The 22,392-nt window shown below is 65.4% G+C and carries 21 protein-coding genes and 7 pseudogenes; 11 read left to right on the top strand and 17 right to left on the bottom strand.

Translation table 11 applies throughout. The features are described from left to right. Nucleotides 1-234 precede the first annotated feature (234 nt). From G6N13_RS09415 to G6N13_RS09455, 9 genes are all read right to left on the bottom strand, one after another. A complete protein-coding gene (locus G6N13_RS09415) occupies nucleotides 235-786 on the bottom strand; it encodes a GNAT family N-acetyltransferase (protein ID WP_163696478.1) in 552 nt (183 codons plus the stop codon). Nucleotides 787-796: 10 nt separating this feature from the next. Continuing rightward, nucleotides 797-1,690, bottom strand: coding sequence for a 5-oxoprolinase/urea amidolyase family protein (locus tag G6N13_RS09420; RefSeq protein ID WP_163696480.1), 894 nt, complete (start codon nucleotides 1,688-1,690; stop codon nucleotides 797-799). Further along, nucleotides 1,687-2,451: a 5-oxoprolinase subunit B family protein gene (locus G6N13_RS09425; protein WP_407663886.1), complete on the bottom strand. Its 765-nt coding sequence runs from the start codon at nucleotides 2,449-2,451 to the stop codon at nucleotides 1,687-1,689. Before G6N13_RS09425 ends, G6N13_RS09420 begins: the two co-directional genes overlap by 4 nt. Beyond that, nucleotides 2,349-3,065, bottom strand: coding sequence for a queuosine precursor transporter (locus G6N13_RS09430; protein WP_163696484.1), 717 nt, complete (start codon nucleotides 3,063-3,065; stop codon nucleotides 2,349-2,351). The genes G6N13_RS09425 and G6N13_RS09430 overlap by 103 nt, the downstream gene beginning before the upstream one ends. 23 nt (nucleotides 3,066-3,088) lie before the next feature. Further along, nucleotides 3,089-4,072 (bottom strand): ABC transporter substrate-binding protein, encoded by a 984-nt coding sequence (locus tag G6N13_RS09435; RefSeq protein ID WP_163696485.1) that lies wholly within the window; start codon nucleotides 4,070-4,072, stop codon nucleotides 3,089-3,091. A 9-nt stretch (nucleotides 4,073-4,081) separates the two neighbouring features. Further along, complete coding sequence (locus G6N13_RS09440) at nucleotides 4,082-4,681, bottom strand: LysE/ArgO family amino acid transporter (protein WP_163696487.1); 600 nt, start codon at nucleotides 4,679-4,681, stop codon at nucleotides 4,082-4,084. 98 nt (nucleotides 4,682-4,779) lie between these two features. Further along, the gene (locus tag G6N13_RS09445; RefSeq protein ID WP_220096774.1) at nucleotides 4,780-4,983 is read right to left on the bottom strand and encodes a hypothetical protein; all 204 of its coding nucleotides are present in this window, start codon (nucleotides 4,981-4,983) and stop codon (nucleotides 4,780-4,782) included. A gap of 345 nt (nucleotides 4,984-5,328) precedes the next feature. After that, nucleotides 5,329-6,132 (bottom strand): siderophore-interacting protein, encoded by an 804-nt coding sequence (locus G6N13_RS09450; protein ID WP_163696491.1) that lies wholly within the window; start codon nucleotides 6,130-6,132, stop codon nucleotides 5,329-5,331. After that, nucleotides 6,132-6,740, bottom strand: a complete 609-nt coding sequence (locus G6N13_RS09455; RefSeq protein ID WP_163696494.1) for a TetR/AcrR family transcriptional regulator — start codon at nucleotides 6,738-6,740, stop codon at nucleotides 6,132-6,134. Before G6N13_RS09455 ends, G6N13_RS09450 begins: the two co-directional genes overlap by 1 nt. A 74-nt stretch (nucleotides 6,741-6,814) precedes the next feature. Between G6N13_RS09455 and G6N13_RS09460 the strand changes: the two genes are divergently transcribed. The 4 genes and pseudogenes from G6N13_RS09460 to G6N13_RS09475 all read left to right on the top strand — a co-directional run bounded on the left by G6N13_RS09460 (nucleotide 6,815) and on the right by G6N13_RS09475 (nucleotide 11,800). After that, nucleotides 6,815-8,065: a cytochrome P450 gene (locus tag G6N13_RS09460; protein WP_163696496.1), complete on the top strand. Its 1,251-nt coding sequence runs from the start codon at nucleotides 6,815-6,817 to the stop codon at nucleotides 8,063-8,065. Nucleotides 8,066-8,185: 120 nt separating this feature from the next. Beyond that, nucleotides 8,186-9,085, top strand: coding sequence for a LysR family transcriptional regulator ArgP (locus tag G6N13_RS09465; protein ID WP_163701931.1), 900 nt, complete (start codon nucleotides 8,186-8,188; stop codon nucleotides 9,083-9,085). Between the two features lie 403 nt (nucleotides 9,086-9,488). Next, a pseudogene (locus G6N13_RS09470) lies at nucleotides 9,489-10,238 on the top strand (L,D-transpeptidase); the annotation flags it as partial. A 95-nt stretch (nucleotides 10,239-10,333) separates the two neighbouring features. Continuing rightward, on the top strand, nucleotides 10,334-11,800 hold the full coding sequence (locus tag G6N13_RS09475; RefSeq protein WP_163701936.1) for a peptide MFS transporter: 1,467 nt from the start codon (nucleotides 10,334-10,336) through the stop codon (nucleotides 11,798-11,800). 138 nt (nucleotides 11,801-11,938) lie between these two features. On the opposite strand, the pseudogene G6N13_RS09480 reads toward G6N13_RS09475, so the two are convergent. After that, nucleotides 11,939-12,148: pseudogene (locus tag G6N13_RS09480) on the bottom strand (DeoR family transcriptional regulator); the annotation flags it as partial. Between the two features lie 36 nt (nucleotides 12,149-12,184). After that, nucleotides 12,185-12,346 (bottom strand): annotated as a pseudogene (locus G6N13_RS09485) (PTS sugar transporter subunit IIA); the annotation flags it as partial. 194 nt (nucleotides 12,347-12,540) lie between these two features. Between G6N13_RS09485 and istA the strand changes: the two are divergent. Both istA and istB read left to right on the top strand, forming a co-directional pair. Beyond that, a pseudogene (istA, locus tag G6N13_RS09490) lies at nucleotides 12,541-14,074 on the top strand (IS21 family transposase). A gap of 50 nt (nucleotides 14,075-14,124) precedes the next feature. Then, a pseudogene (istB, locus tag G6N13_RS09495) lies at nucleotides 14,125-14,879 on the top strand (IS21-like element helper ATPase IstB). Nucleotides 14,880-14,886: 7 nt separating this feature from the next. On the opposite strand, the gene G6N13_RS24310 reads toward istB, so the two are convergent. Beyond that, complete coding sequence (locus G6N13_RS24310) at nucleotides 14,887-15,174, bottom strand: hypothetical protein (protein ID WP_163694281.1); 288 nt, start codon at nucleotides 15,172-15,174, stop codon at nucleotides 14,887-14,889. Between G6N13_RS24310 and G6N13_RS26145 the strand changes: the two are divergent. From G6N13_RS26145 to G6N13_RS09515, 3 genes and pseudogenes are all read left to right on the top strand, one after another. After that, nucleotides 15,165-15,429 (top strand): annotated as a pseudogene (locus tag G6N13_RS26145) (alcohol dehydrogenase); the annotation flags it as partial. The gene G6N13_RS24310 and the pseudogene G6N13_RS26145 sit on opposite strands and share 10 nt — an antisense overlap. A gap of 69 nt (nucleotides 15,430-15,498) precedes the next feature. After that, on the top strand, nucleotides 15,499-15,807 hold the full coding sequence (locus tag G6N13_RS09510) for a hypothetical protein (RefSeq protein ID WP_163696498.1): 309 nt from the start codon (nucleotides 15,499-15,501) through the stop codon (nucleotides 15,805-15,807). A 35-nt stretch (nucleotides 15,808-15,842) separates the two neighbouring features. Beyond that, the gene (locus tag G6N13_RS09515; RefSeq protein ID WP_163696500.1) at nucleotides 15,843-16,343 is read left to right on the top strand and encodes an IF2 family translation initiation factor; all 501 of its coding nucleotides are present in this window, start codon (nucleotides 15,843-15,845) and stop codon (nucleotides 16,341-16,343) included. Nucleotides 16,344-16,439: 96 nt separating this feature from the next. Here G6N13_RS09515 and G6N13_RS09520 read toward each other — a convergent pair whose 3' ends face one another. The 3 genes from G6N13_RS09520 to G6N13_RS09530 are packed head-to-tail and all read right to left on the bottom strand — an operon-like array spanning nucleotide 16,440 to nucleotide 20,449. Further along, nucleotides 16,440-17,897, bottom strand: a complete 1,458-nt coding sequence (locus tag G6N13_RS09520) for an aldehyde dehydrogenase family protein (RefSeq protein WP_163696502.1) — start codon at nucleotides 17,895-17,897, stop codon at nucleotides 16,440-16,442. Nucleotide 17,898: 1 nt separating this feature from the next. Then, nucleotides 17,899-19,101, bottom strand: a complete 1,203-nt coding sequence (locus G6N13_RS09525; protein WP_163696504.1) for an acyl-CoA dehydrogenase family protein — start codon at nucleotides 19,099-19,101, stop codon at nucleotides 17,899-17,901. Between the two features lie 4 nt (nucleotides 19,102-19,105). Beyond that, complete coding sequence (locus tag G6N13_RS09530; RefSeq protein WP_163696506.1) at nucleotides 19,106-20,449, bottom strand: NAD-dependent succinate-semialdehyde dehydrogenase; 1,344 nt, start codon at nucleotides 20,447-20,449, stop codon at nucleotides 19,106-19,108. A 109-nt stretch (nucleotides 20,450-20,558) separates the two neighbouring features. Here G6N13_RS09530 and G6N13_RS09535 point away from each other — a divergent pair, with 109 nt between their 5' ends. Beyond that, nucleotides 20,559-21,167 (top strand): helix-turn-helix domain-containing protein, encoded by a 609-nt coding sequence (locus tag G6N13_RS09535; RefSeq protein ID WP_163696508.1) that lies wholly within the window; start codon nucleotides 20,559-20,561, stop codon nucleotides 21,165-21,167. A gap of 45 nt (nucleotides 21,168-21,212) precedes the next feature. Beyond that, entirely contained in the window at nucleotides 21,213-21,458 is a 246-nt protein-coding gene (locus G6N13_RS09540) for a hypothetical protein (protein ID WP_163696509.1), read from the top strand. Here G6N13_RS09540 and G6N13_RS09545 read toward each other — a convergent pair. Both G6N13_RS09545 and G6N13_RS09550 read right to left on the bottom strand, forming a co-directional pair. After that, complete coding sequence (locus G6N13_RS09545) at nucleotides 21,402-22,115, bottom strand: hypothetical protein (RefSeq protein ID WP_163696511.1); 714 nt, start codon at nucleotides 22,113-22,115, stop codon at nucleotides 21,402-21,404. The genes G6N13_RS09540 and G6N13_RS09545 overlap by 57 nt on opposite strands. 22 nt (nucleotides 22,116-22,137) lie before the next feature. Further along, nucleotides 22,138-22,242 (bottom strand): annotated as a pseudogene (locus G6N13_RS09550) (fumarylacetoacetate hydrolase family protein); the annotation flags it as partial. Nucleotides 22,243-22,392: the final 150 nt, after the last annotated feature.

Consider the following 22,392-nt stretch of genomic DNA (forward strand, 5'->3'; position numbering starts at 1 on the left):
CGGTATCTATATCACGTGGGCTATGTAGCAGCAATCAGAGCCCACTCCTATTCCATCCACAGCGACTTCCCAGGTTGTTGGTAGAGCGGAAAACGGAGCCCAGAATGACCGAGACTTGTTGCGGTGCAGGTAGTCCCCGCAGGGGTTGTCGAGATCGGCGAGGCCCAGCCCCAACAACGACGGAGGGCCGTTATATTCCGTCAGCTATCTATTGACGACGCAGACGGTCGACGGCTACCAGACATCTCCGTCGCGCCAGTCGCAGGTCAGCTCGCCATTGGTGTCGATGTCGACGTCGATCGGGAAGACGAAAATCGAGCCGTCGTCCTCGTGCGTGCGGGTCGGGCCGCCGGGGGCCAGCACCGACGTCGGCCCCTGCCACTGCAGCCAGCCGCGCGGGCGGTAGATCTTCTCGCCCATGGCGCTCGAGCTCAGTGCTCCGATCTGGTAAGCCCCGCGGATCACCTGCTCGATCGCGTCCATCACCGCGTGCGCCAAGCCCTGTCCGCGCCAGTCTTGGTGCACCGCGACCGCCTCGACATAGCCGCAGCGTAGGGCCGAGCCGTTATAGAGCAATCGCCGTTGGACGACGGCGGCGTGCGCGACCAGCTCGCCGCGATGGACGATGACGGCGTGCATCCCGCCCAGGGCATGTTCCCAGTCGGAGTCGGTGAATTCCGTCCCCGCGGCGAAGGCCGCGGTGACCATCTGCCCGGCGTTCTGACGGGTTTCGGCATCCAGGTCGCTGGTGTGAACCAGCCGGGCGGTGTGGAGCTGCGCGCGCACACCCTCAGCTCTACCAGCCCGCGGGTTTCCCCGCTGCGATACGAGGCCTGGTCCAGTGCAGCCGGATGGTCTGTCCCGGTCGGATCTGCGCGACCTTGTCGTTGTCGGCATCGGTGACGACACCGATGACGGGATAGCCACCGGTGACCGGGTGGTCGGGGCCCAGAATGACCGGCTGGCCGTTGGGCGGCACTTGGATCGCGCCGCGGGTGGCGCCCTCGCTGGGCAACTGCCGGTTGGGCCAGCGGTAGGCAAGTGGCCGCCCGGCAAGCCGCATGCCGACCCGATCGGTGCGGTCGGTGGACACCCAAGCGGTGTGGACCAGAGCGTCGGGGTCGGTGAACCAGTCGTCGCGGGGTCCTGGCACCACGCGCAGCTCGAGCAGGTCATTGGTGATCGCGGCCACCGGGGCCTGGTCGAGCTCGGGATAGTCACCGGTGTGCGCGCCTATCGGCAACACGTCACCGGCACGCAGTGGGCGGGGGCCGATCGCCGACAGCATGTCGTAGCTCCGCGAACCCAGGACGGGGTCCACGGCGATGCCCCCGCGTACCGCGAGATAGCTGCGCAGGCCAGCGTGCGGTGCGCCGAGCGATATCACGTCGCCGGTACGGACGCGGTGAATGCTGTTCGTGCCGAAGGGAATTCCGCTGACGGCGGGATCAGTGTCAGCCCCCGTCACCGCGATGTCCACATCGCCGCCCTGCACCCGCGCGGCGAACCCTCCCAGGGTGATCTCGACGGTGGCGCGGTCGTCGGGATTGGCCACCAGGCGGTTGGCCAACCGGTGAGATCGGCGGTCGGCTGCCCCGGACCGTGTCACGCCCACGTGCGCCAGGCCCGGTCGGCCGAGATCTTCGAGCAGAGCCAACGGCCCGGTCCGCATCACTTCCAGCGCGATCATTGCGGCCTGCCGCCGATCGCCCGGAACTGCACCCACATACCGGGCTCGAGCAGTGCGGGCTTCGGCCGGCCGATATCCCACAGCACCGCATCGGTGTGCCCGATCAGCTGCCAACCACCGGGAGACTGGCGCGGGTAGACACCACTGAATTCGCCGGCCAGCCCGACTGATCCGGCTGGGACGGCGGTCCGCGGATCGCTGCGCCGGGGCACTGCCAGCCGGGGATCGCCACCGACCAAGTAGGCGAAACCCGGGGCGAATCCACCGAATCCGACCTGCCACGCCCTGGCGGTGTGGGCCTCGATCACCGCGGCGACCGTCATGCCGGTGTGCGTGGCGACGTCGGCGAGATCAGCGCCGTCATAGACCACCTCGATCACCACGTCGGCGGCGATCTCCCGGTGATCCGCGCTTGCGGCGGCGTCCACGCGCAGGCGTTTCAGTCGCTGGCGGGTGGGGCCCTGGTGGTGCGGATCGGAGAGTCCGATCAGGACCGTGCGAGCGGCAGGCACGATGTCGAGCACCCCGGGAAGCTTTGCCTGCCGTAGGGCCGCGGCAAGCGCGAGCACCTGCGCGGTCGATTCGCATTCGAGGAGCAGCGCCTGGTCACCGCAGTCACGGATTGTGTTGGGCGCCATCAGATTCACCGACGAGAGCGTCAGACCAACGCGGTGTACGTCGGCTCGCGGCGTTTGATGTGTGCGATCACCCGATAGGTGATGGGCAGCAGAGTGATTTCGACGGCGGTCTTGTAGACCCATCCCAGCGCCGTGTAGGTGACAAAGTCACCGAAGGTGGTGATCCCGATCGCCCCGGCGGCGATGCTGCAGAACACCAGTGTGTCACCGAGTTGGCCGGCGAAGGTCGAGCCGACCAGCCGGGCCCACAGGTGCTTCTCCTTGGTGCGCGCCTTGATCTTGACGACGGTCCAGGCGTTGATGGTCTGCCCGACGATGAAGCCGGCAAGACCGGCCACGATCAGCTGGGTGTAGGCGTGGACGATGTTCTCGAAATGTTCTTGGTTGGGGTAGAAGTCGGCCGCGGGAAGGTAGATCGTCACCCAGAAGGCGAGTGCCGCCAGAATGTTCATCGCGAAGCCGAGGATGATCGCCCGCCGCGCGGCCTTGAACCCGTACACCTCGGAGAGCACATCACCGATCACATAGGTGAGCGGGAAGACGATGAAACCGCCGTCGGTGATGATCGACCAGTTTCCGATGATGGGTCCGAACGCGACGCCCTTGGTGGCGGTGACGTTCGAGATGATCACCAGAGCGGTGAATACGGCTACGAGACCCGGATAGTAGAGCGAGCCGACTTGTGCGAATCCAGGTGTCGGTGCGTCTGCGCGCGCGGTGTCAGGGCTGCTTGTCACACGTGCTATCCAAGCACGGCCGGTCAGCTCAGCGCGCGCGAGAGCAGCGGTGGCAGTTGATCGGCCACCACCGGGTAGGACAGCGGCGACGCGAACGCGATCGCCCCGGCGAGATCCTTGCCGGTGAAAACGTTTCGGTTGGTTTTGGTGGCCGTCAGTGCTGCCACCGCCGGATCGGCCAGCAGCGCGGCCTGATCGGCGTCGCTCTCGGTGGACCAGATCAGCACGTCGGCGGAATCGAGCGCCTCGGCGAGTTTGTCGCGGGGAATCGCGGCCTGCTGGGCGTCGGCGGCGAATGCCGTGATGCTGTCAGGAACCTGAAAGCCCATGGCGGTCAAGAAATCGGTGCGCCAGCCGGGCAGCGTCGCGGTCAGGGTGCCCCCGAAGAAACTGCCGCCCACCAGCAGCGCCTTCTTGTCCTTGAACGCGGTGTTGTTCTTCGCGATGTCGGCGAACTTGCCGTCGATGCCTGCGATCAGCTGTTTCATCTGCTCGCCTTGGAACACAGCGGTTCCCACCGCGGTGGCCTGGTCCTTCCACGGCTCGAAGAAGGCGTCGCCGGACTGAGCGATCGTCGGCGCGATCGCCGTCAGCTTCTTGTAGGTGTCGGCGTCCAGGCCGGCGTTGACGGCGACGATGAGATCGGGCTTGAGCGTCGAGATCTGATCCACGTGAATACCGTTGTCCAGGTTGAGCACAACGGGTTGTGCGGATCCGAGTTTGGGCAGCGCCCACGGCCACACCCCGAACGGTTGGTCACCGAACCAGTTGGTCACGGCGATGGGCACGACGCCGACCGAGAGGAGATCGTCCTGCTCGGTGAACCCGGCGCTGACGACGCGCTTAGGCGGTGCCGGGACGGTGGTTTCGCCGAACAGGTGCTTGATGGTCACCGTCTTGGGATTGGCATCATCGTTGGATCCGTCCGATGCGCAGGCCGCGGCGAGTAGCGCCCCCGCCGCACCGGCCGCCCCCAGGAATCCACGCCTCGTCCACTGCGCCCTCACGGCGCGAGATTAGCTCACCACCAGTGAGATGCCGAGCCCGATCATGGTGACCGCAATCAGCCCGTCGAGGATCCGCCATGTCATCGGGGCGGCGAACAGGCCGGAAAGGCAGCGCGCGCCGAACCCAAGGCTGAAGAACCAGACCACGCTCGCGGTCACCGCGCCGATGCCGAACAACCATCGGCTGTCGGCGTGCTGGTTGGCCAGAGTGCCGAGCAACACAACGGTGTCTAGGTAGACGTGGGGGTTGAGAAACGTCATCGTCAGGCAGGTCAGCACAACCGATATCAGGCGGGCCGAGCCGTTCTGAGCCGGTGCCAGGGTCGACGGTTTCATGGCCCGGCGGGCCGCCAGCGCCCCGTAGATGAACAGAAATCCTGCGCCGCCGATCTTGGCGACGGTGACCATCTGGGGGTGGGCGGTGATGACCGCTCCGATTCCGGCGATGCCGGCGGTGATCAGCAACAGGTCGGAGACCGCGCACACGCTGACCACGACGAGAACGTGCTCGCGTCGGATGCCCTGGCGCAGCACGAACGCGTTCTGCGCCCCGATCGCAGCAATCAGGGCGAAGGACGCCAGAAATCCGACGAGCAGGGGCGAGGTCATGGGGATGACGGTAGGCACCAGCGACTGAGCAGTACAGCTAAAGAATCTTCATCCAGTTAAGCGACACTAATGCCGGTACTGGACGTACGTGGCCGGCGTCAGCAGATGGCGGCGGCGGCGATCAGCCCGAACGCGATGAGCACGATGCTCAGCACGGCCGCGGCGTGACCCATTGAGAGCGCCACCACAACACCGGCGATGCCAGCGATGAAGACGACGATCATGAGGAGACCCATGACGCCGCGGTGCGGATTGATCGCACTGGACGGGAGGGCCCTTCTCGAAGGTTCCATGCCGCTCATCGAACACCCCCGGATGTGATATGGCTCATTATTTGGAATGTACGTGATAAAGATCACAAAACAGTCGCGACGAGGTGGCAGCTGAGCTCAATGACCACGGCGTATCCGTCGGGGTCACCGGTGGTGTGCAGCGCGCGGTCGAAGGACACGTGGCGGTGCCTGAATTGCCCGTCGTAGACGCCCACCCGTTCGCGGCTCAGCGCGGCGACCCAGATGAAGCTGGCGCCGTCGGTCGCGGGGGCAGGCCCAAAGAATCGGACGTGATCATTCGGGAACAGGGCGAAGTCGTTTAAAAAACGCCGAAACTTTCACCAACAACCCGAAACTTTCACCAACAACAGTGCGCTACAACCCGACCTGTTCCAGGGCGTCGTCGAACTCCTCGAGCGCCACCTTCTCGCCCTTGCCCGCGGCGATCGCCCGCTGGTAGACGGCGACGGCCTCGTCGCCGACGACCGCGAATCTGGTGTCCCACGCCGTGGAGTCGAATCGCCAGTATCCGTTGATGTCGTACTGGTCGATGGTCCAGCCCCGGCCGCGCACGTATTTGCGGACCGCACGCGATGCGGCGGCTTCACCGGCGAACCAGCAATACCCGGGTTCTGGCAGGTCGGCCTCTCGAAGGAGGTCTGGGAGCCGGCTCGGCGTGGCCCCGTTGCCGGTGCCGAGGCTGGGGACGACGGTGACGCCGGGACCAGCGGGGAGGTAGTCCAGGTCGTGGTGGTCGGCAGCCTCGATGATGACGGTGGTCGCGACGGCTGGTGGTGTTTCCTCGACGATGCGGGCGGTGGCCGGCAGTCCGGCGAGATCGGTGACGAGCAGCTGCCGTGTGATCCCGGACGGCCGCCGGTACCAGGCCCGAGCGTGGTCGAGCCCGACTCGATCCCCGGCGGTCGCGGTCTGCGCCCAGGCGCTGCCCCGGCCGCCGGTGTGCAGCACGATGTCGAGATCGATCCGGTCACCGGTGTGACGGCGCACGGAGTAGGTGCGGCCCGCATCGGGTGTTGTGGGGTCGAAAAAGACGCCGACGGCGCAGTCGTCGCCCGCCGGGATGGCCAGTGTCTCGGGGTCATCGATGTGCAGGCTTATCCGGCGCAGCCGCGGACTCAACGGGAGCGTCTCGACGACGGACGCGGGCGAGAAGCTCATCAGACCGCACCGGCCGCGCCGAGTGTGATGGCGGTGAGGGTGGCGACGAGGGTCTGTTCGTCGGTCTCGATATCACCGTGCAGCCATGCGCTGATGAGCTCGGTGGCTGCGGTGACCATTGCTCTGGTCGCGAGCAGGCGGTCCACCGCCGGCTTCGGTCGCCCGTCGAACGGCATTGCTTCGGCGGCGATGCGCTCGGTGAACTCACTGATTTCGCGTTGTTGGACCTGGCGCAGCCGCGGGAACCCGGGCGACTCCATGTAAAGGCGCGCGTCGGCCGCACTGGCGACCAGCGTGCGGACCACCGTCCGCAGCACGCCATGGGCCCGCTGCGGCAGGGGCGCCGTCGACAGCACCGCTTCCATCGCCTCCTTGAGGCGGGAGTACAGCTCGTCGGCGCAGGCGTCGAGCAGATCGTCCTTGGTGGCGAACTCGATGTAGAAGTACCGCTTGCTCAGCTTCGCCCGCTGGCACACCAGATCGACGGTGAGTGGTGCCACACCGAACTCGGCGATCAGTTCGCGCGCGGCGTCGAGCAGGCGTCCGCGACGCTCTTGGGAGCGTTGTTGAGAGCTCAGCCCGCCGTAGGTGCGTCCCTGGACAGTCATGACGACATCTTGACCCATGTGTGATGTACACCATAATCTAGAACGAACTCGTTCCAGATCTCGAGGAGTGACCGATGACCGCACGGATCATGGATGACGCGGGACGCGTTCTGGCCGCCCCGCAGTCGTATGCCGATGAAGCGCAGTTGCATACGGCGCTCGCCCATTTGCGCGCGCACGCCCCGGTGTCCTGGGTCGACGTCGAGGGTTATCGGCCGTTCTGGGCGATCACCAGGCACGCCGATGTCATGGACATCGAACGGCAGAATGATCTGTTCACCAACGATCCAAGGCCGATACTCGTGGTGGCCGATCTCGACGAGAAGTTGCGTGCGGATCGGGAAGCCGGGATCGGCTTGAGCACGCTGATCCACATGGACGATCCGCACCACCGCGACATGCGTAAGATCGGAGCGGATTGGTTTCGTCCGAAAGCCATGCGCGCCTTAAAGTCTCGGTGTGACGAGCTCGCCAAGGTGTACGTCGACCAGATGGTACAACGCGGGCCCGAACTGGACTTTTCCCAAGAGATCGCGGTCAACTATCCGCTGTATGTGATCCTGTCCCTGCTGGGTCTGCCTGAGTCCGACTTCCCCCGCATGCTCAAGCTCACCCAGGAACTGTTCGGTGGCGACGACACCGAGCTGCAGCGCGGCGAATCCAGCGATGCGATGATCGCGGTGCTGTTGGATTTCTTCGCCTACTTCTCCGCATTGACGGCCTCGCGCCGCGAGCGCCCGACCGAGGACCTGACGTCGGCGATCGCCAACGCCACCATCGACGGCCAGCCGCTGTCCGATATGGACACCGCGTCCTACTACGTGATCGTCGCCAGCGCCGGCCACGACACCACGAGCGCCGGAATCGCGGGCGGTCTGCTCGAATTGGTGCGTCACCCCGGTGAACTACAGCGGCTGAAGAATGACCCCGGTTTGATGGGCACGGCGGTCGAAGAGATGATCCGCTGCACGACACCGGTCAAGGAGTTCATGCGCACCGCCCACGCCGACACCGAAGTCCGCGGCGTCCCGATCGCCAAGGGTGAGTCGGTTCTGCTGTCCTATGTCTCGGCCAATCGCGACGAAGAAGTCTTCTCCGACCCGATGCGCTTCGACGTCGGCCGCGACCCCAACAAGCACCTATCCTTCGGCTACGGCGTGCACTTCTGCCTGGGCGCAGCATTGGCCCGAATGGAAATGCACAGCTTCTTCTCCGAACTCATTCCCCGCATCAACTCCATTGAGCTCGCCGGCGAGCCAGAGTTGTCGGCCACCACTTTCGTCGGCGGCATCAAACACCTGCCGATCCGATACTCGCTGACGTAGCGCCACGCTCGGTCGATTACCCGCGGCAAGGGACTCCAACGGCAATAATGCCGTTGAGTCAGTCGGAAGAGGGGAACTGCGGACCATGAGAATGCTCGTAGCGGCGCCGGACCCCTGCTGCTGAGCGGCTCCGGTGAGGCCCGCCTGGACGCGGGCCAGCTCGCGGCGTTCGCCGCGATAGTCGAGCTCGGCAGCTTCGAGGCCGCCGCCGACCGATTGCATGTCACGGCGTCGGCGGTGAGCCAACGTGTCAAGGCTCTGGAGAAGCACGTGGGCCAGGTGCTGCTGGTTCGCGGAAAGCCTTGCCTGCCAACCGCAGCCGGGAAGCCGCTGCTTCGGCTGGCTGCTCAAACCGCAATGCTGGAGGCGGAGGCCATCGCCGAGATGGCCGGTGGTGATTCGGCGCCGAGACCGCGGATTGCACTGGCGGTCAACGCGGATTCGATGGGCGCGTGGTTTGTCGGAGTGTTCTTGGAGTTGCCCGATGTGGTGTTCGACATCCGTATCGAGGATCAGGACCACTCTGCTCAGCTGTTGCGTGAGGGCGTGGTGATGGGCGCGGTCACTACCGAGCGCACGCCGGTGCCGGGCTGTCGGGTGCATCCGCTGGGAGTGATGCGGTATCTGCCGGTGGCCAGCAGCGGCTATGTGAAACGCCATCTACCCAACGGTTTCACCGCTGATGCGGTAGCGCAGGCCCCGTCACTGGCGTGGAATCGCGCCGATGCCCTTCAGGACATGCTGGTGCGCAACGTATTTCGTCGATCGATCGACCGGCCTGTTCATTACGTGCCGACGGCGGAGGGCTTCGGTGCCGCGGTGCGAGCGGGATTGGGCTGGGGGATGTATCCCGAACAGCTGGCCGCGCCGGCTCTGTCCGACGGCTCTTTCGTCCAGGTCAGCGACGTGCACCTGGACGTTCCCCTGTTCTGGCAGTGCTGGAAGCTCGACAGCTCGCTCATGGCCACCCTCACCGCCACCGTTCGATCGGCCGCAGAAGTATTGCGGCAGCGTCGATAACGCGGCTACGTTTTTGATTGTTCGATTCGGTTATCCCGGTGCGAGATGAATTCAATCCGACTGGGGATGTGAAAGATGACCGCACGCTCGAATTCCCGCCTGACGTTGGGCGCGGCAATCGTGGGCGCTGGATACGGCACCGTGCTGTCCTACCCGGGGACTGTCACCGGTGTCGGCATCGGTTGCGACGCCGCAGATCACCACGACGCCGACATCCGCAACGCCGGGGTAGGGCAGGTTCGCCATCTACGATCGAACGATTGGTCAATCGATCGTGGAGTGGTGAATGCGCGTTGTCAGTCGCTGGGCATGGATTCTGTTGTCGATGGTGGTTGCGCTGATCGCGCTGCAGGCTCCGGTGCCGGCCGCCGCGCATGCTGACGAGGTTCTGCCCAACGTTCGGTTCACGACTACCTCCGGCGCCCCGCTGCACGATGGTGCGCCGTACGGCATCGGCACGGTCATCGTCGCCCATTTCGACGGTCCGGTGGACGACAAAGGTCTGGCCAATCAGGCCCTGCAGGTCGATACCTCGCCGCCCGTGGAGGGCGCCTGGCACTGGGTCGACAACCGCACCGCGCACTGGCGTCCGCCGCAGTACTACGCACCGGGCACCGTTGTCACTGTGACCCCGGGGCCAGGCCCACCCTTGACGTTTACCATCGGGGCCTCGCACGTATCCATCGCCGACGACGCCACCAAGCAGGTGACGGTGTTCGACGGCGGAAAACTGGTGCGCACCATGCCCACATCGATGGGCCGCGGCGGCACCGAGAAGGTCGGCAACACAACCCTGAGCTTCTGGACCCAGCCAGGTGTGTACACCGTTCTGGACAAGAGCAATCCGGTGATCATGGACTCCTCGACCTACGGCCTGCCGATCAACTCCCATCTCGGCTACAAGGAGTCGATCAACTACGCGGTGCGCATCAGCACCGATGGCGTCTACCTGCACGAGTTGGACGCGACGGTGTGGGCGCAGGGCAATACCGACACCAGCCATGGTTGCCTGAACCTCAACCGCGACAACGCCACCTGGTTCTACAACTTCTCGGTGCCGGGCGACGTTGTCGAGGTGCGCAACACGGGGGGTAAGCCGCTGCAGCTGTGGCAGAACGGGGACTGGAGCGTGCCCTGGGATCAGTGGGTCTAACCGTTCGGCGGGCAGGAGCGGCAGCGACCCGGGAATTGGGTTCGGCCGGTGTTGAACCGCTGAACAGCGGGTAACGATGTGGCATCGTGACATCCATGTCCGATGCCGCTGCAACCGCGAACATGTCCGCGCACAAGACCTTCTTCGGGCATCCGGTCGGTCTGGCCAACCTCTTTGGTGTTGAGCTGTGGGAGCGGTTCTCCTATTACGGGATGCTCACCATCCTCGGGTACTACCTGTACTACTCGCTGACCGAAGGTGCTCTGGCGCTGCCCAAGGCCACCGCGACGGGGATCGTCGGCGCATACGGCGGCCTGGTCTACCTGTCCACGGTCCTCGGGGGGTGGGTAGCCGACCGGGCCCTGGGCATGGAGCGGACTGTCTTGTACGGCGGGGTGGTGGTCATGTGCGGCCACATCGCCCTGGCGGTGCTGCCCGGACTGTCCGGTGTCGGGATCGGTCTGGTGCTCATCGCGCTGGGATCGGGTGCGCTGAAAGCCAATGCGTCCTCGCTGCTGGGCACGCTCTACGACGACGGCGACCCGCGGCGTGACGGCGGGTTCACCCTGTTCTATCTCGGTATCAACCTCGGGTCGTTTGTTGGCCCGTTGATCACCGGCCTGTTGCAGACCAAAGTGGGTTTCCACTATGGGTTCGGCGCCGCGGCGATCGGGATGGCGCTGGGCCTGACCCAGTACGTCGTGTTCCGGCGCAACCTCGGCGGTCATGGGCGTACGGTTGCGCATCCGTTGTCGCACAAAGAGTTCTGGCGCAGCGCCGGTATTGCGGTGGTGGTGTTTGTCGCCGCCGTGCTGGCCTTTGCCTGCGGTTTGATCACGTTGGCCAATCTTTCGCAGGTGACCACCGGCATCCTCGTCGTCGCGTCGGTCGGCTACTTCGCGGTGATGTTACGCAGCCCCAGTGTCGAGCCGCTGGAACGGACCCGGGTGCGCGCGTTCATCCCGCTGTTCATCGCCAATGCCGTGTTCTGGTCGCTGTTTCAGCAGATCTTCACCGTGCTGGCGGTCTACTCCGATGAGCGAATCAACTGGTCGATCTTCGGCTGGCGGGCACCGTCGAATTGGATCGGCTCCATCGAGCCGGTCTGGATCATCCTGCTGTCACCGGTGTTTGCCGCGATGTGGACCAAACTGGGCCGGCGAGCGCCCACCACCCCGCGCAAATTCGCCTACGGCGTCATCGGGATGGGCGCGGCGTTCCTGCTGTTCCTGCCGATGGCCGAGACGACGGGACGCAGCGTGCCCGCCCTGTTCATCTTTCTGATCATGGGCGTCTTCGCGATCTCCGAACTGATGCTGTCGCCGATCGGACTGTCGGTCACCACACAGCTGGCGCCCAACGCATTTCGGGCACAGATGATGGCTCTGTACTTCTTCTCAGTGGGCTTGGGCACGGCGATGTCGGGCGTGCTGTCCGGGTACTACGGACCGGACCGCGAGTTCGCCTACTTCGGCATCCTCGGTGCCGTCGCCATCGTCGTCGGCATAGTCGTGTGGGTATTCGCACCCCGCGTCAGCCGGCTGATGGAAGGCGTGCACTAAAGCGGCGAGTCGAGCAGCCGGACCATCTCGGCGCGTATCTCGACCTTGCGCACCTTGCCGGTGGCGGTCATCGGGAAGTCGTCAACAATGTGCGCGTAACGCGGAATCTTGTAGTGCGCCAGCTTTCCCCCCCGCGTGTGCCCGGATCGCCGCGGTGTCCAGGGGAGTGCTGCCCGGGACGGCACCACCATGGACGCGTTTGTGCATTCGGCGACCGGCGAGAACCGTCAGGTCCCGGCGGATCGTCTCAGCCGCGACATCGAGCTCCTCGGCCAGCGCGGCTACCTCGACCAGCCCCCTGGTACGGGCGAACTCGACGATGCGGCCTTGACGGGTGTCCGAATCCACGTGCGGATCCTCAGCCGCCGGTGCCGCCGAGCACCGATCGATCGGTTCGGCATAGCGCACGAACGAGATTCCGGTGCGCCGGATGGAATCCTTGGCCTCGTTGGTGCCGTGCGGGATCGCCAGGCCGTTGCCCATGTACGTAGACACCGAGGCTTCCCGCTCGTGCATTGCGTGAACGTAGGACTGTCCGACGGCGCCGCAGGTGTCAGCGGTCACGTAATTCCCCAGGTCTGAGGGGTTGTCCGTCACGTAATTCCTCACCCTCGGTCACGTAATTCCCCACCCCGTGGGGCGTGTCCGGTGGGGGTTGGGGCGCTGTTCAGGTTCGCTCCGTTCAGGTGCCCCGCCAGGGGTCCTGGAAGGGGCCTTGAGTGGCGAGGAGATCGTGGGACGTGACTGATTTCGTGGAGATGTTCCGGCACTGGAATGCCGGCCGATCCCAGGTGCAGATCAATGAGGCGCTGGGCATCGACCGCAAGACCATCCGCAAGTATCTGGCCCCGGCGCTGGCCGAGGGTCTGGCACCGTGCCCGGAGGAGTTTGACGAGCAGCTATGGCGGGCACGCATCGGGCGTTGGTTTCCCGAGCTCATCGATCCGGTGGCGCGGGCACTGACATGGCCCCAGATCGCCGTGCATCACCAGTGGATCGCCGAGCAGCTGAAGGTTCCGGTGACAGTGGCGACCATCGCGCAGCGCCTCCGCGACGACCATCATGTGGATGTGTCCGAATCGACGGTACGTCGTTACGTGGCAACCGCTTTCGCCGAGGAGCGACTCGAAGGCAAAGTCACGGTACCCCGCGGTGCGGTCGAACCCGGCAGTGAAGCGCAGATCGACTACGGCAAGCTCGGGATGTGGTGGGACCCGCAATCGGGGCGCCGCGTCGCGGTGTGGGTATTCGCGATGATCCTGTCGTGTTCACGGGCGTTGTTCGTCCAACCGGTGTTGCGGATGGATCAAACATCCTGGAATGCCTCGCATGTCGCGGCGTTCGAGTTCTTCGGCGGCGTGCCGGCGCGGCTGGTGTGCGACAACCTCAAGACCGGAGTCGAGCGACCCGACCTCTACGATCCGCTGATCAATCCGGCCTACGGCGAGCTCGCCGCGCACTACGGCACCCTGATCGATCCGGCGCGAGCCCGCAAGCCGAAGGACAAACCTCGCATCGAGCGGCCGATGCCCTACATTCGGGACTCGTTCTTCGCCGCCGCGAGTTCACCTCGCTGGCCCAGATGCAGGCCGAGGCGATCAGGTGGTCCACGCAGGTATACGGGGTCCACAAGCACCGCGGTCTGGATGGGCAGACCCCGGCGTCGGTGTTCGCAGCGATCGAACGCGATGCGCTGATGGCGTTGCCGCCCAGAGTGTTTGAGTCGGTTATCTACTCGATCGGGCGGGTCGCCGCGGATTGCCACGTCAAGTCCGGCAAGGCGCTGTACTCGGTGCCGTGGCGGCTGATCGGCCAGCAGGTCACCGCCCGCACCGCCGGTGACGTCGTGCAGATCTTCCACAGCGGGACCGTGGTCGCGACTCACGTGCTGCATCTGGCGGGCCGCTCGACCAATGTCGAGCACTACCCGCCCCACAAGATCGCCCACACCCTGCGCACCGTGACGTGGTGCCGCACCCAGGCCGAGCAGATCGGGCCCGGCGCCGTCGCGGTCGTCGCCGAATTGTCCACGGTCAACGCCATCCACCGGCTCCGCGCCATCCAGGGGATCATCCGCCTGCGCGAGAAGTACGGCGATCGCCGACTGGACGCGGCCTGCACTCGAGCACTGCAGGTCGGGGACCCCGGCTATCGCACCGTCAAAGGCATCCTGGTCGCCGCACCGAAGCAGACCATGCCTCGCCCGCCGTCGTCCCGCCACCACCGGCGATGCTGCGAGGACCTGACGCGTTCGACACCGACCTCACTGCCTGAGCGCACGAAAACACCTCCACTGCAACCACTTCAACTCCAAGGACATAGTCATGACCATTCACGATCCCAGCCTGCGGGCCGCACTGAAGACCCTCAAACTGACCGGCATGCTCGACACCCTCGATGCCCGCCTGGCTCAAACCCGCGACGGGAAACTCGGACACCTGGAATTCCTCCAAGTACTCTGCGAAGACGAAATCGCCCGCCGGGAGACCGCCGCCCTGGCCCGACGGGTCCGCCGCGCCCGCTTCGAACAGCCCAACACCTTCGAGGACTTCGACTTCACCGTCAGCCCGAAACTGCCCGCTGCGATGCTGCGCGACCTGGCCGCGTTGCGCTGGCTCGAGGCCGGTGAATCAGTGATTCTCTACGGACCCGTCGGAGTCGGGAAAACCCATGTGGCACAGGCACTCGGGCATCAAGTCGCACTCCGCGGCGGCGACATCCGCTTCGTCAATGCTCCCGCATGCTCGCCGACCTCGCCGGCGGCCACGCCGACCGCACCATCGGACAACGCATGCGCGAATACACCCGCCCCCTGGTCCTGATCGTCGATGACTTCGCGATGCGTGAGCACACCCCCACCCAAAGCGACGACCTCTACGACCTTGTCTCCGACCGCGCCATCGCCGCCAAGCCCCTGATCCTGACCAGCAACCGGGCCCCGAAGGACTGGTACCCGCTGTTTCCGAACCCGGTCGTGGCCGAATCGCTGCTCGACCGACTCATCAACACCAGCCACCAAGTCCTCATGGACGGCCCGTCCTACCGACCCCGGAAACGACCCGGCACCAAGACCACCTGACACCCACTTAGCGGTTCGCTACGCTCACCGCAGCAGCACCTGAACCTGGGGAATTACGTGACGGCAACCCCTGGGGAAATACGTGACCGTGGACACCGCAGGCAACGAGCAGCCGGCCCACCTCGCTGATCGCACCATCCCGGGTGGTAGCCGTACCCGCGAGCACGATCGACTCGACGGCCAGTATGTCGGACGCCGTGGTCTCGTCGGCGGGCACCTGGGCGGCCACGGGGCTCGGGGCGGCATTGACCTGGCCCAGCAGTTCCACGATCTCGTCATATCGCGGGGCGTTCATCGTTCTTCGGCGGCCTGCCCAAGACCAACCCGACGATCACCTGCGATTCGAACGCCGTGCACTACCGGCAGTTGCACATTCACGGCGTCAACGGCTCAGCGCCTGAGCACAACAAGCGGGCGCTGGAATGCATCTCCACCGGGCAGGTTCCGGTCAAAGACCCGATCACCTGTCCACATATCGCTCGACAACGTGCTGGATGCGTTCAGCATCGTCAAGAGCGGTGAGGCGATCAAGGTCACCGTCGAGCCGTAGCCGAGGCACGAAGGGTTTCAGCCATCCCTCTGGTGGAACACGTGCGTAAGCACCCCATGAGAGGACGCGATGGACAACAACAGTGCCGAGCAGGCCCGGGCTGGCCTGGCCGGCGGGATCAAAGGCACGGTCAAGGAGGCCTTCGGCGCCCGCACCGAGGTGAATACCGCGGCCGCATCGACCGAGCAGCTCATCGTCGGCGAGGCGACAGCCCAAAAGCGCGCTGCCGAGAAAGCCGCGCACCAACAGGCGGTCACCGAGTCCGCCCGGGCCGAGCGGGCTGCCGAACGCGCGGTCGCCAGCGCCGATGCGAAGGCGGAAGCGGCTCGTCTCCGGCGCGAGGCCGATGACCTGACCAACAACGCTGACCTCCCCTGAGTGTCAACGACTATCGGACTCTAGGAGCCCAGCCCATGAATATCATCGCCATGCCGCTCGCCATCTTGCGCTTGCACTACCGTGCGGCCCGTATTCCCCTCCAGATCGTCGAGGACCATGTGGTCGCACGGCTCTCCAGCGAGTCGCCTGCCCGACTGCTCTATGAACGCTCACTGGGCGCTCTTGACGTCACGGTCGGCCGGGCTCTGGGTGATCCCGGGCTCGCACAGCGTGGCGCGGCCTTGGCAGAACGTAGTGACGTGCTACGCGAGGCCGGCCGGCTCGACGCCGAGGCGGAGGCGGAGGCGCGCAGCGCCAGTAGAGAATTCACCACCCGCCGCAACGAGGCGATTCGTGCCAGCAAGAACGCTCAGACCGCCAAGGACAAGGCGGTCGAAGAGGCACGCCGCAACGCCGAAGCGCGCACACGTAACGCCGCGCAGCCAGCTCGTGAACGCGCCGACACGGCCAAGGAACGTGCCGACGAGGTCGCCGCCCAGCGGATCGATGCTGTGAAGAAGGCCAAGCGGGACTAACAGGCTCGCATCGACGCCGAAAAGGTGAAGCGACAGCAAGCGCGGGCCGCCGGCAACGGGACGAAGTGGCTCACGCGTAACGGCGGGAGGGCGCGATCAGGCCTGCCCGCCGCGTAGGTACACCGTGGTGGTGTGGGTGAAGAACTCGCGGGCCGCGCCGCCTTGTTCTTTGGGGCCCAGTCCGCTTTTTTTCGCACCGCCGAACGGTACGTGCGGGTCGGCACCGGCTGATTCGGAGTTTATGTGCAGCACACCGACGTCGATGTGCTCGATGGCGGCGAGTGTGTGGGTCAGGTCCTGGGTGAACACCGCAGCGGACAAGCCGAATTCGCTGTCGTTGGCCAGTGTGAATGCCTGGTCGGCGTCGGTCGCGCGTTTGACGGCGAGCACGGGGCCGAATAGCTCCTCGGACCAGATGTCGGCAGGGCCGGTCAATTCCATGATCGTGGGAGCGACGAAGAATCCCTGGGCTAGTAAGCCTTTGAAGTAGGGCTGGCCGCCGGTCAGCACCTCGACGCCGTGGTTCATTGCGGTGCCGAGACCGCGGTAAATGTTGCGTTGTGCAGCGCCGGTGATGACCGGACCCAGCTGCGTTGCGTCCTCTGTGGGGTCGCCGACAGTCAGCGCCTTGACTCTGGTCACGAGTTCGGTCAGGAATCGGTCGGCGATTCGCTCCGTGAGGATCAACCGTGATGTGGCCGTGCATTTTTGGCCTGCCGACCGGAACGCTCCCAGTATCACCTGGTCCAGCGCTAGGTCGATGTCTGCGTCATCGAGGACGATGGCGGCGTTCTTGCCGCCCATCTCGGCTTGGACCGGCACCCCGCGGGCTGTGGCTGCGGCGGCGATTCCCCGGCCGACCGTGGTGGAGCCGGTGAAGCTGATCGCGGCGATGTCGGGGTGGTCGGCCAGTGCCGCACCGATCGGCGAGTCGCCGATCACCAGGTTGAGCACTCCCGGGGGCAGGCCGGCCTCGGTCAGCGCTTCGGCGAGCCGCATCGCCAGCAGGGGAACGGTGGTGGCCGGTTTCCACACCACGGTGTTGCCGTAGACGAGTGCGGGCGCGATCTTCCACGCTGGGATGGCGATCGGGAAGTTGAACGGGGTGATGACGGCGACCACACCTATCGGCTTGCGGGTCACCAGGATTTGTTCACCGGCGCGGGGGGAGGCGAAGATCTCCCCGGCCTGCCGGTCGCCCTCGTTGCCGTAGTAGCGCAGGATCTGGGCGGCCCGCTGAACCTCGCCGATGCCTTCGGCTGTGGTCTTGCCCTCCTCAGTCGCCAGTTCCAAACCCCAGGACGTTGCGTTGCGCTCGACCACGTCGGCGGCCGCCAGCAGCACCGCACCGCGCTGATGTATCGGTTTTCGGGCCCAGCTCGCCGACGCCTCGCCCGCCGCGGCGACCGCGTGGCAGACATCGGCAACCGTCGCGCTGTGTCCCTCGGCGACCACCACATGGGGCCGCGCGGGGTTGACGCTGGTCACCATGTCGCCGGCGCCGACGAGCCACTGTCCGGCGATCAAGTGCCGGAGTTCGTTCGGGCTGGTCATCTCAGCGGAACGCTGCCTGTCCGGTCAGGGCGCGCCCGATTGAGAGTAGGTGCATTTCGGAGGTGCCTTCGTAGGTGAGCACCGATTCGAGATTGTTGGCGTGCCGCAGCGGCGAGTATTCCAGGGTGATCCCGCTGCCGCCCAACAGGGTTCGGCACTCGCGGGCGATGGCCAGCGCCTCGCGGACGTTGTTGAGCTTGCCCAGGCTGATCTGCTCGGGGCGGGTGCCTTCGGCGTCCTTCATCCGGCCGAGGTGCACGGCCAGCAGCATGCCCTTGCCCAGCTCCAGGGTCATATTGGCCAGCTTTTCCTGGGTCAGCTGGAAACTCGACAGTGGCCGGTCGAAGACCTCGCGTTCCCTGGTGTAGGCGATCGCGGTCTCCAGGCTGTCGCGGGCGGCGCCCAGTGCGCCGAACACGATGCCGAAGCGCGCCTCGTTGAGGCAGGACAGCGGTGCGCCGAGGCTGGTGGCGTGCGGTAGCTGTGCCGAGGCGGGCAGCCGGACGTTGTCGAGCACCAGCTCGGAGGTGACCGAGGCCCGTAGCGACAGCTTCTTGTGGATGACGTTGGCGGTGAATCCCGGGGTGTCGGTGGGGACCAGGAAGCCGCTGATGTCGCCGTCGCCGTCCCCGGTTCTGGCCCACACCGTGGCCACATCGGCGAGGTTGCCGTTGGTGATCCACATCTTGGCGCCATCGAGGACCCAGTCACTACCGTCGCGCCGGGCCCGGGTTCGCATCCCGGCCGGATTCGAGCCGAAGTCGGGCTCGGTCAGCCCGAAGCACCCGATCGCGTCGCCGGTGGCCAGCCGGGGCAGCCACTCGTTCTTCTGCTCCTCGGAGCCGTAGCGGTAGATGGAGAACATCGACAGCGAGCCCTGCACCGACACGAAGCTGCGGAAACCGCTGTCACCGGCCTCGAGTTCCATACAGGCCAGCCCGTAACTGACCGCGTTGGTGCCCGCGCACCCGTACCCCTGCAGGTGCATACCCAGCAAGCCCAGCGCACCGAACTCTTTACCGAGTTCCTTGGGCAGCGTGGCAGATTCGAACCAGTCCCCGACATTCGGGCGGAGCCGGGTATCGACGAACTTGCGCACGGTTGCCGCGATATCCCGCTCGTCGGCGTCAAGCAGACGATCGGTCGAAAACAGCTCCAGCGGCCCATAGAGATCCTTCTTGGCCGGCGCAGTGGTGGTGCTCATGGGGCTATCCGATCCGGATCAGTTTCTTGTTGACGAACTCGTCGATGCCGAACCGGCCGAGTTCGCGGCCGAATCCGGAGCGCTTCACTCCGCCGAACGGCAGCTCGACACCTTCGGCGCCGACCACGTTCACGAACACCATTCCGGCATCGATCTTGTCGGCTACCCGCTTGGCCTGTTCTTCATCCGTGGTGAACACATACGAGCCGAGCCCAAACGGAGTGTCGTTGGCCAGTTCGACCGCCTCGTCCTCGGAGCTCACCTTGTACACAGTGGCGACCGGGCCGAAGAACTCTTCGCGGTAGGACGCCGAGTCGGGCGAGACCCCGGTCAGTACACCCGGCGGGAAGAAGGCTCCTCGACGCTCGCCCTGCGAGACCAGCTTGGCACCATCGGCCACCGCGCGATCGACCTGCTCGGCGAGCCGCTTGGCCGCACCCAGCGATGACAGCGGGGGCAGGCCGTCGGCGGCTTCCAGCACCTTCCTGGTGAACTTGTCGAGGAACTCGTCGTAGATGTCGGCCGCGACGATGAAGCGCTTGGCGGCGTTGCAGGCCTGCCCGGTGTTCTCGAAGCGGCCGGCGATCGCTGCCTCGACGGTCGCGTCCAGGTCGTCGCTGGACAGCACGATGAACGGATCGGAACCACCGAGCTCCAGCACGGCCTTCTTCAGATTGCGGCCGGCGATCTCCGCCACTGCGGCGCCGGCGCGCTCGGAGCCGGTCAGCGAGACACCCTGCACGCGCGGGTCGGCGATGGCGTCGGCGATCTGCTCGTTGGTGGCATAGACGTTGACGTAGGCGCCGGCGGGGTAACCGGCGTCATCGAAGATCTGCTGGATGGCCTCGGCGGACTCCGGGCATTGCGGCGCGTGCTTGAGCACGATCGTGTTGCCCAGCGTCAGGTTCGGTCCAGCGAACCGGGCGACCTGATAGTAGGGGTAATTCCAGGGCATGATGCCTAGCAGCACACCTACCGGGCCGCGCCTGATCACCGCGCTGCCGTCCGCGTCGATCAGTTCGATCGGTTCGTCGGCAAGGAACGTCACGGCGTTGTCGGCGTAGTACTCGTAGATCGCGGCGCTGAAGTCCACTTCACCGAGGGCCTGATCGAGCGGCTTGCCCATCTCGCGGTTGATGATCTCGGCGAGCTTCTCGCGGCGCTCGGTGTGCAGCGCGGCCACCTTGCGGATCAGGGCCACCCGGTCGGTCAGCGTTGACGTTTTCGACCATTCTCGGTAGGTCTTGGCAGCCGCGGCCAGCGCCTGCTGGATCTGCTCGTCGGTGGCTGTGGGGTACTCGCGCACAACGTCACCGGATTTGGGGTCGACCACTGCGTACAGACTCATGTTCCGTCCTGAGGGTTTAGTGGTGTAAAACTATTGAAAGTTATATCCCGCTAAACTTTGGCGGCGCAAGGGCCGGCGGCGGATCCACTGGCGAAGGCGAGGTGTCCTCATGTCACAGGACGCCCCCACCGGTGTTCTGGCCGGTGTGGACGGTTGGATGAACCGGCTGGGCCCAAAGCTGCGCGCGATCCGTAAAGAGCGTGAGCTGACCCTGGAAGCGGTCGCCGACCGAGCCGGTCTGACCAAGGGATTCCTGAGCCTTGTCGAACGCGGCCAGACCACGATCTCGGTACCCAACCTTCTCAAAGTGTGCGAAATCCTCAGTGTCTCAGTGGGTTCGCTGTTCGACTATCCGGATTCGGCGGTCGTGCGCGACGGCGGTGGCGCGCCAGTGGAGATGGGCGGCAGCGGAATCCGCGAGTACCTCCTGACCCCGGAAACCGAGCGCAACCTCCAGGTGATGCGATCGGTGGTGCGCCCCGGTGGCGGAAGCGGTGGGGCGTACACATTGGAGTCGGAAACCGTCGTCGTTTTCGTCCTCCGCGGGTGCCTGCGCCTCACGGTTGACGGTCAGGAATCGGTGCTCAAAACCGGCGACTGCTACACCTTCTCGGCCAAGGCGGCACATTCCTGGGACAACCCGGGGCATGACGAAAGCGAGGTCCTGTGGTCGATCGCACCGCCAATCCCACGGAATTCCGGCCCAAATCGAGCATGAACGTGCTGCACTGGCGCAACTGTACTTGCCGGGGAGGATATTCGGGTGGTCAAGAAGTCAGCGGGTAAGCGTGCTGACGGCGATGCGGTCGCCGTCGATCAACGCGTCCGTGTCTACTTCGACACCGACGACGAGGTACGCGGTTTGATTGTCGAGGATTTCGGCGACTTAGCGGGCCACGCCGTCGATGTCGGGGACGTGCACATCTCCGATGCGGCGCCGCGCTGGGCGGTCCTATTGGACGCTGGAACCCTGGTTTTCGTCGACAGCCACCAGACAGCGCCCGAGTAGGCGCACGAGCTCTCCGATGTCTCGGCCGGCGCGCGACCAATCTGCGAGGTCGCTGTCGGCCGACGTCACATGAACTGCCGCGCCGTATCGTTCGGCGAGCCACCCATCCGCGGCACTTGGCACCTGTGCCGTCACGATCACAAAACCAGTGCCCACGATGTCGTCCATACGCGTGCCGCCTGGCGCAGCTATGTTAGGGCACATCGTGCCGCCGAGCCGGCCGCGCAGCCGCCCCCGGTGGACCAGGCCGGAGCGATGCAGCGGTGGGGTCCGCGAATCTATCACGCGGTCCCTCAGGCCGGGCAACCGGTGCAACTGCGGAATGATGTTGCGGCGCAACATGTTGCCGAGTCCACCGCCAGCAGTCATGATCCGTCCGACCATCAACGCCCCATACCCTGGCCCACGAACGGCGGGGTCAGGTGCGCGGGGAATCAGATGAAGTTCGTCGATGCTTGTGGTGGTTATCCAGGGCTCGCGCAGCGGGCTCGGTGCAGTCAACGTGTGGAAATCGTCGGCACTCTCGCCTGGCCGCAGCCGGAACTCCAAGCGGTAGCGCACGTCACCGATCTGCATGAAGGTGTCGGCATAGCGGTCGAGCACCAGACTGGGCACGCCGTATTGGGCGAGCAGGGTGGCCGCGGGCTGTGTGGGCATTGCCGATGTCGAACATGATATTTCAGCCGTAGGTAACCGGCATACGCTGGGTGCCGAGAGCGATGGTGCCATCGTCGGTGCGCACCGAGGCCTCGATCACGTCACCGTCGTGCAGGTATTTCGGGTGGGTGGCCCGCCGCACGTCACTGGTCACCACCAGGCCCGCGATGAAGTCACTGATGAGACCACAGCGTTCCTGTGCGCGCTGGTGGTACGCGTTTCTCGTATTGACCAGCTTGGGCCGCCCGGATGGGCGATGAACAACATCATCTGCCGC

The organism is Mycolicibacterium sarraceniae (genome assembly GCF_010731875.1).
Taxonomy (GTDB): domain Bacteria; phylum Actinomycetota; class Actinomycetes; order Mycobacteriales; family Mycobacteriaceae; genus Mycobacterium; species Mycobacterium sarraceniae.

Coding starts and splice junctions, on each gene's coding strand:
- G6N13_RS09420 (WP_163696480.1), bottom strand. CDS start 1,690: ATGATCGCGCTGGAAGTGATGCGGACCGGGCCGTTGGCTCTGCTCGAA.
- G6N13_RS09425 (WP_407663886.1), bottom strand. CDS start 2,451: ATGGGTCTACAAGACCGCCGTCGAAATCACTCTGCTGCCCATCACCTA.
- G6N13_RS09440 (WP_163696487.1), bottom strand. CDS start 4,681: ATGACCTCGCCCCTGCTCGTCGGATTTCTGGCGTCCTTCGCCCTGATT.
- G6N13_RS09445 (WP_220096774.1), bottom strand. CDS start 4,983: ATGAGCGGCATGGAACCTTCGAGAAGGGCCCTCCCGTCCAGTGCGATC.
- G6N13_RS09450 (WP_163696491.1), bottom strand. CDS start 6,132: ATGAGCTTCTCGCCCGCGTCCGTCGTCGAGACGCTCCCGTTGAGTCCG.
- G6N13_RS09455 (WP_163696494.1), bottom strand. CDS start 6,740: ATGACTGTCCAGGGACGCACCTACGGCGGGCTGAGCTCTCAACAACGC.
- G6N13_RS09460 (WP_163696496.1), top strand. CDS start 6,815: ATGACCGCACGGATCATGGATGACGCGGGACGCGTTCTGGCCGCCCCG.
- G6N13_RS09475 (WP_163701936.1), top strand. CDS start 10,334: ATGTCCGATGCCGCTGCAACCGCGAACATGTCCGCGCACAAGACCTTC.
- G6N13_RS24310 (WP_163694281.1), bottom strand. CDS start 15,174: ATGAACGCCCCGCGATATGACGAGATCGTGGAACTGCTGGGCCAGGTC.
- G6N13_RS09510 (WP_163696498.1), top strand. CDS start 15,499: ATGGACAACAACAGTGCCGAGCAGGCCCGGGCTGGCCTGGCCGGCGGG.
- G6N13_RS09515 (WP_163696500.1), top strand. CDS start 15,843: ATGAATATCATCGCCATGCCGCTCGCCATCTTGCGCTTGCACTACCGT.
- G6N13_RS09520 (WP_163696502.1), bottom strand. CDS start 17,897: ATGACCAGCCCGAACGAACTCCGGCACTTGATCGCCGGACAGTGGCTC.
- G6N13_RS09525 (WP_163696504.1), bottom strand. CDS start 19,101: ATGAGCACCACCACTGCGCCGGCCAAGAAGGATCTCTATGGGCCGCTG.
- G6N13_RS09530 (WP_163696506.1), bottom strand. CDS start 20,449: ATGAGTCTGTACGCAGTGGTCGACCCCAAATCCGGTGACGTTGTGCGC.
- G6N13_RS09535 (WP_163696508.1), top strand. CDS start 20,559: ATGTCACAGGACGCCCCCACCGGTGTTCTGGCCGGTGTGGACGGTTGG.
- G6N13_RS09545 (WP_163696511.1), bottom strand. CDS start 22,115: ATGCCCACACAGCCCGCGGCCACCCTGCTCGCCCAATACGGCGTGCCC.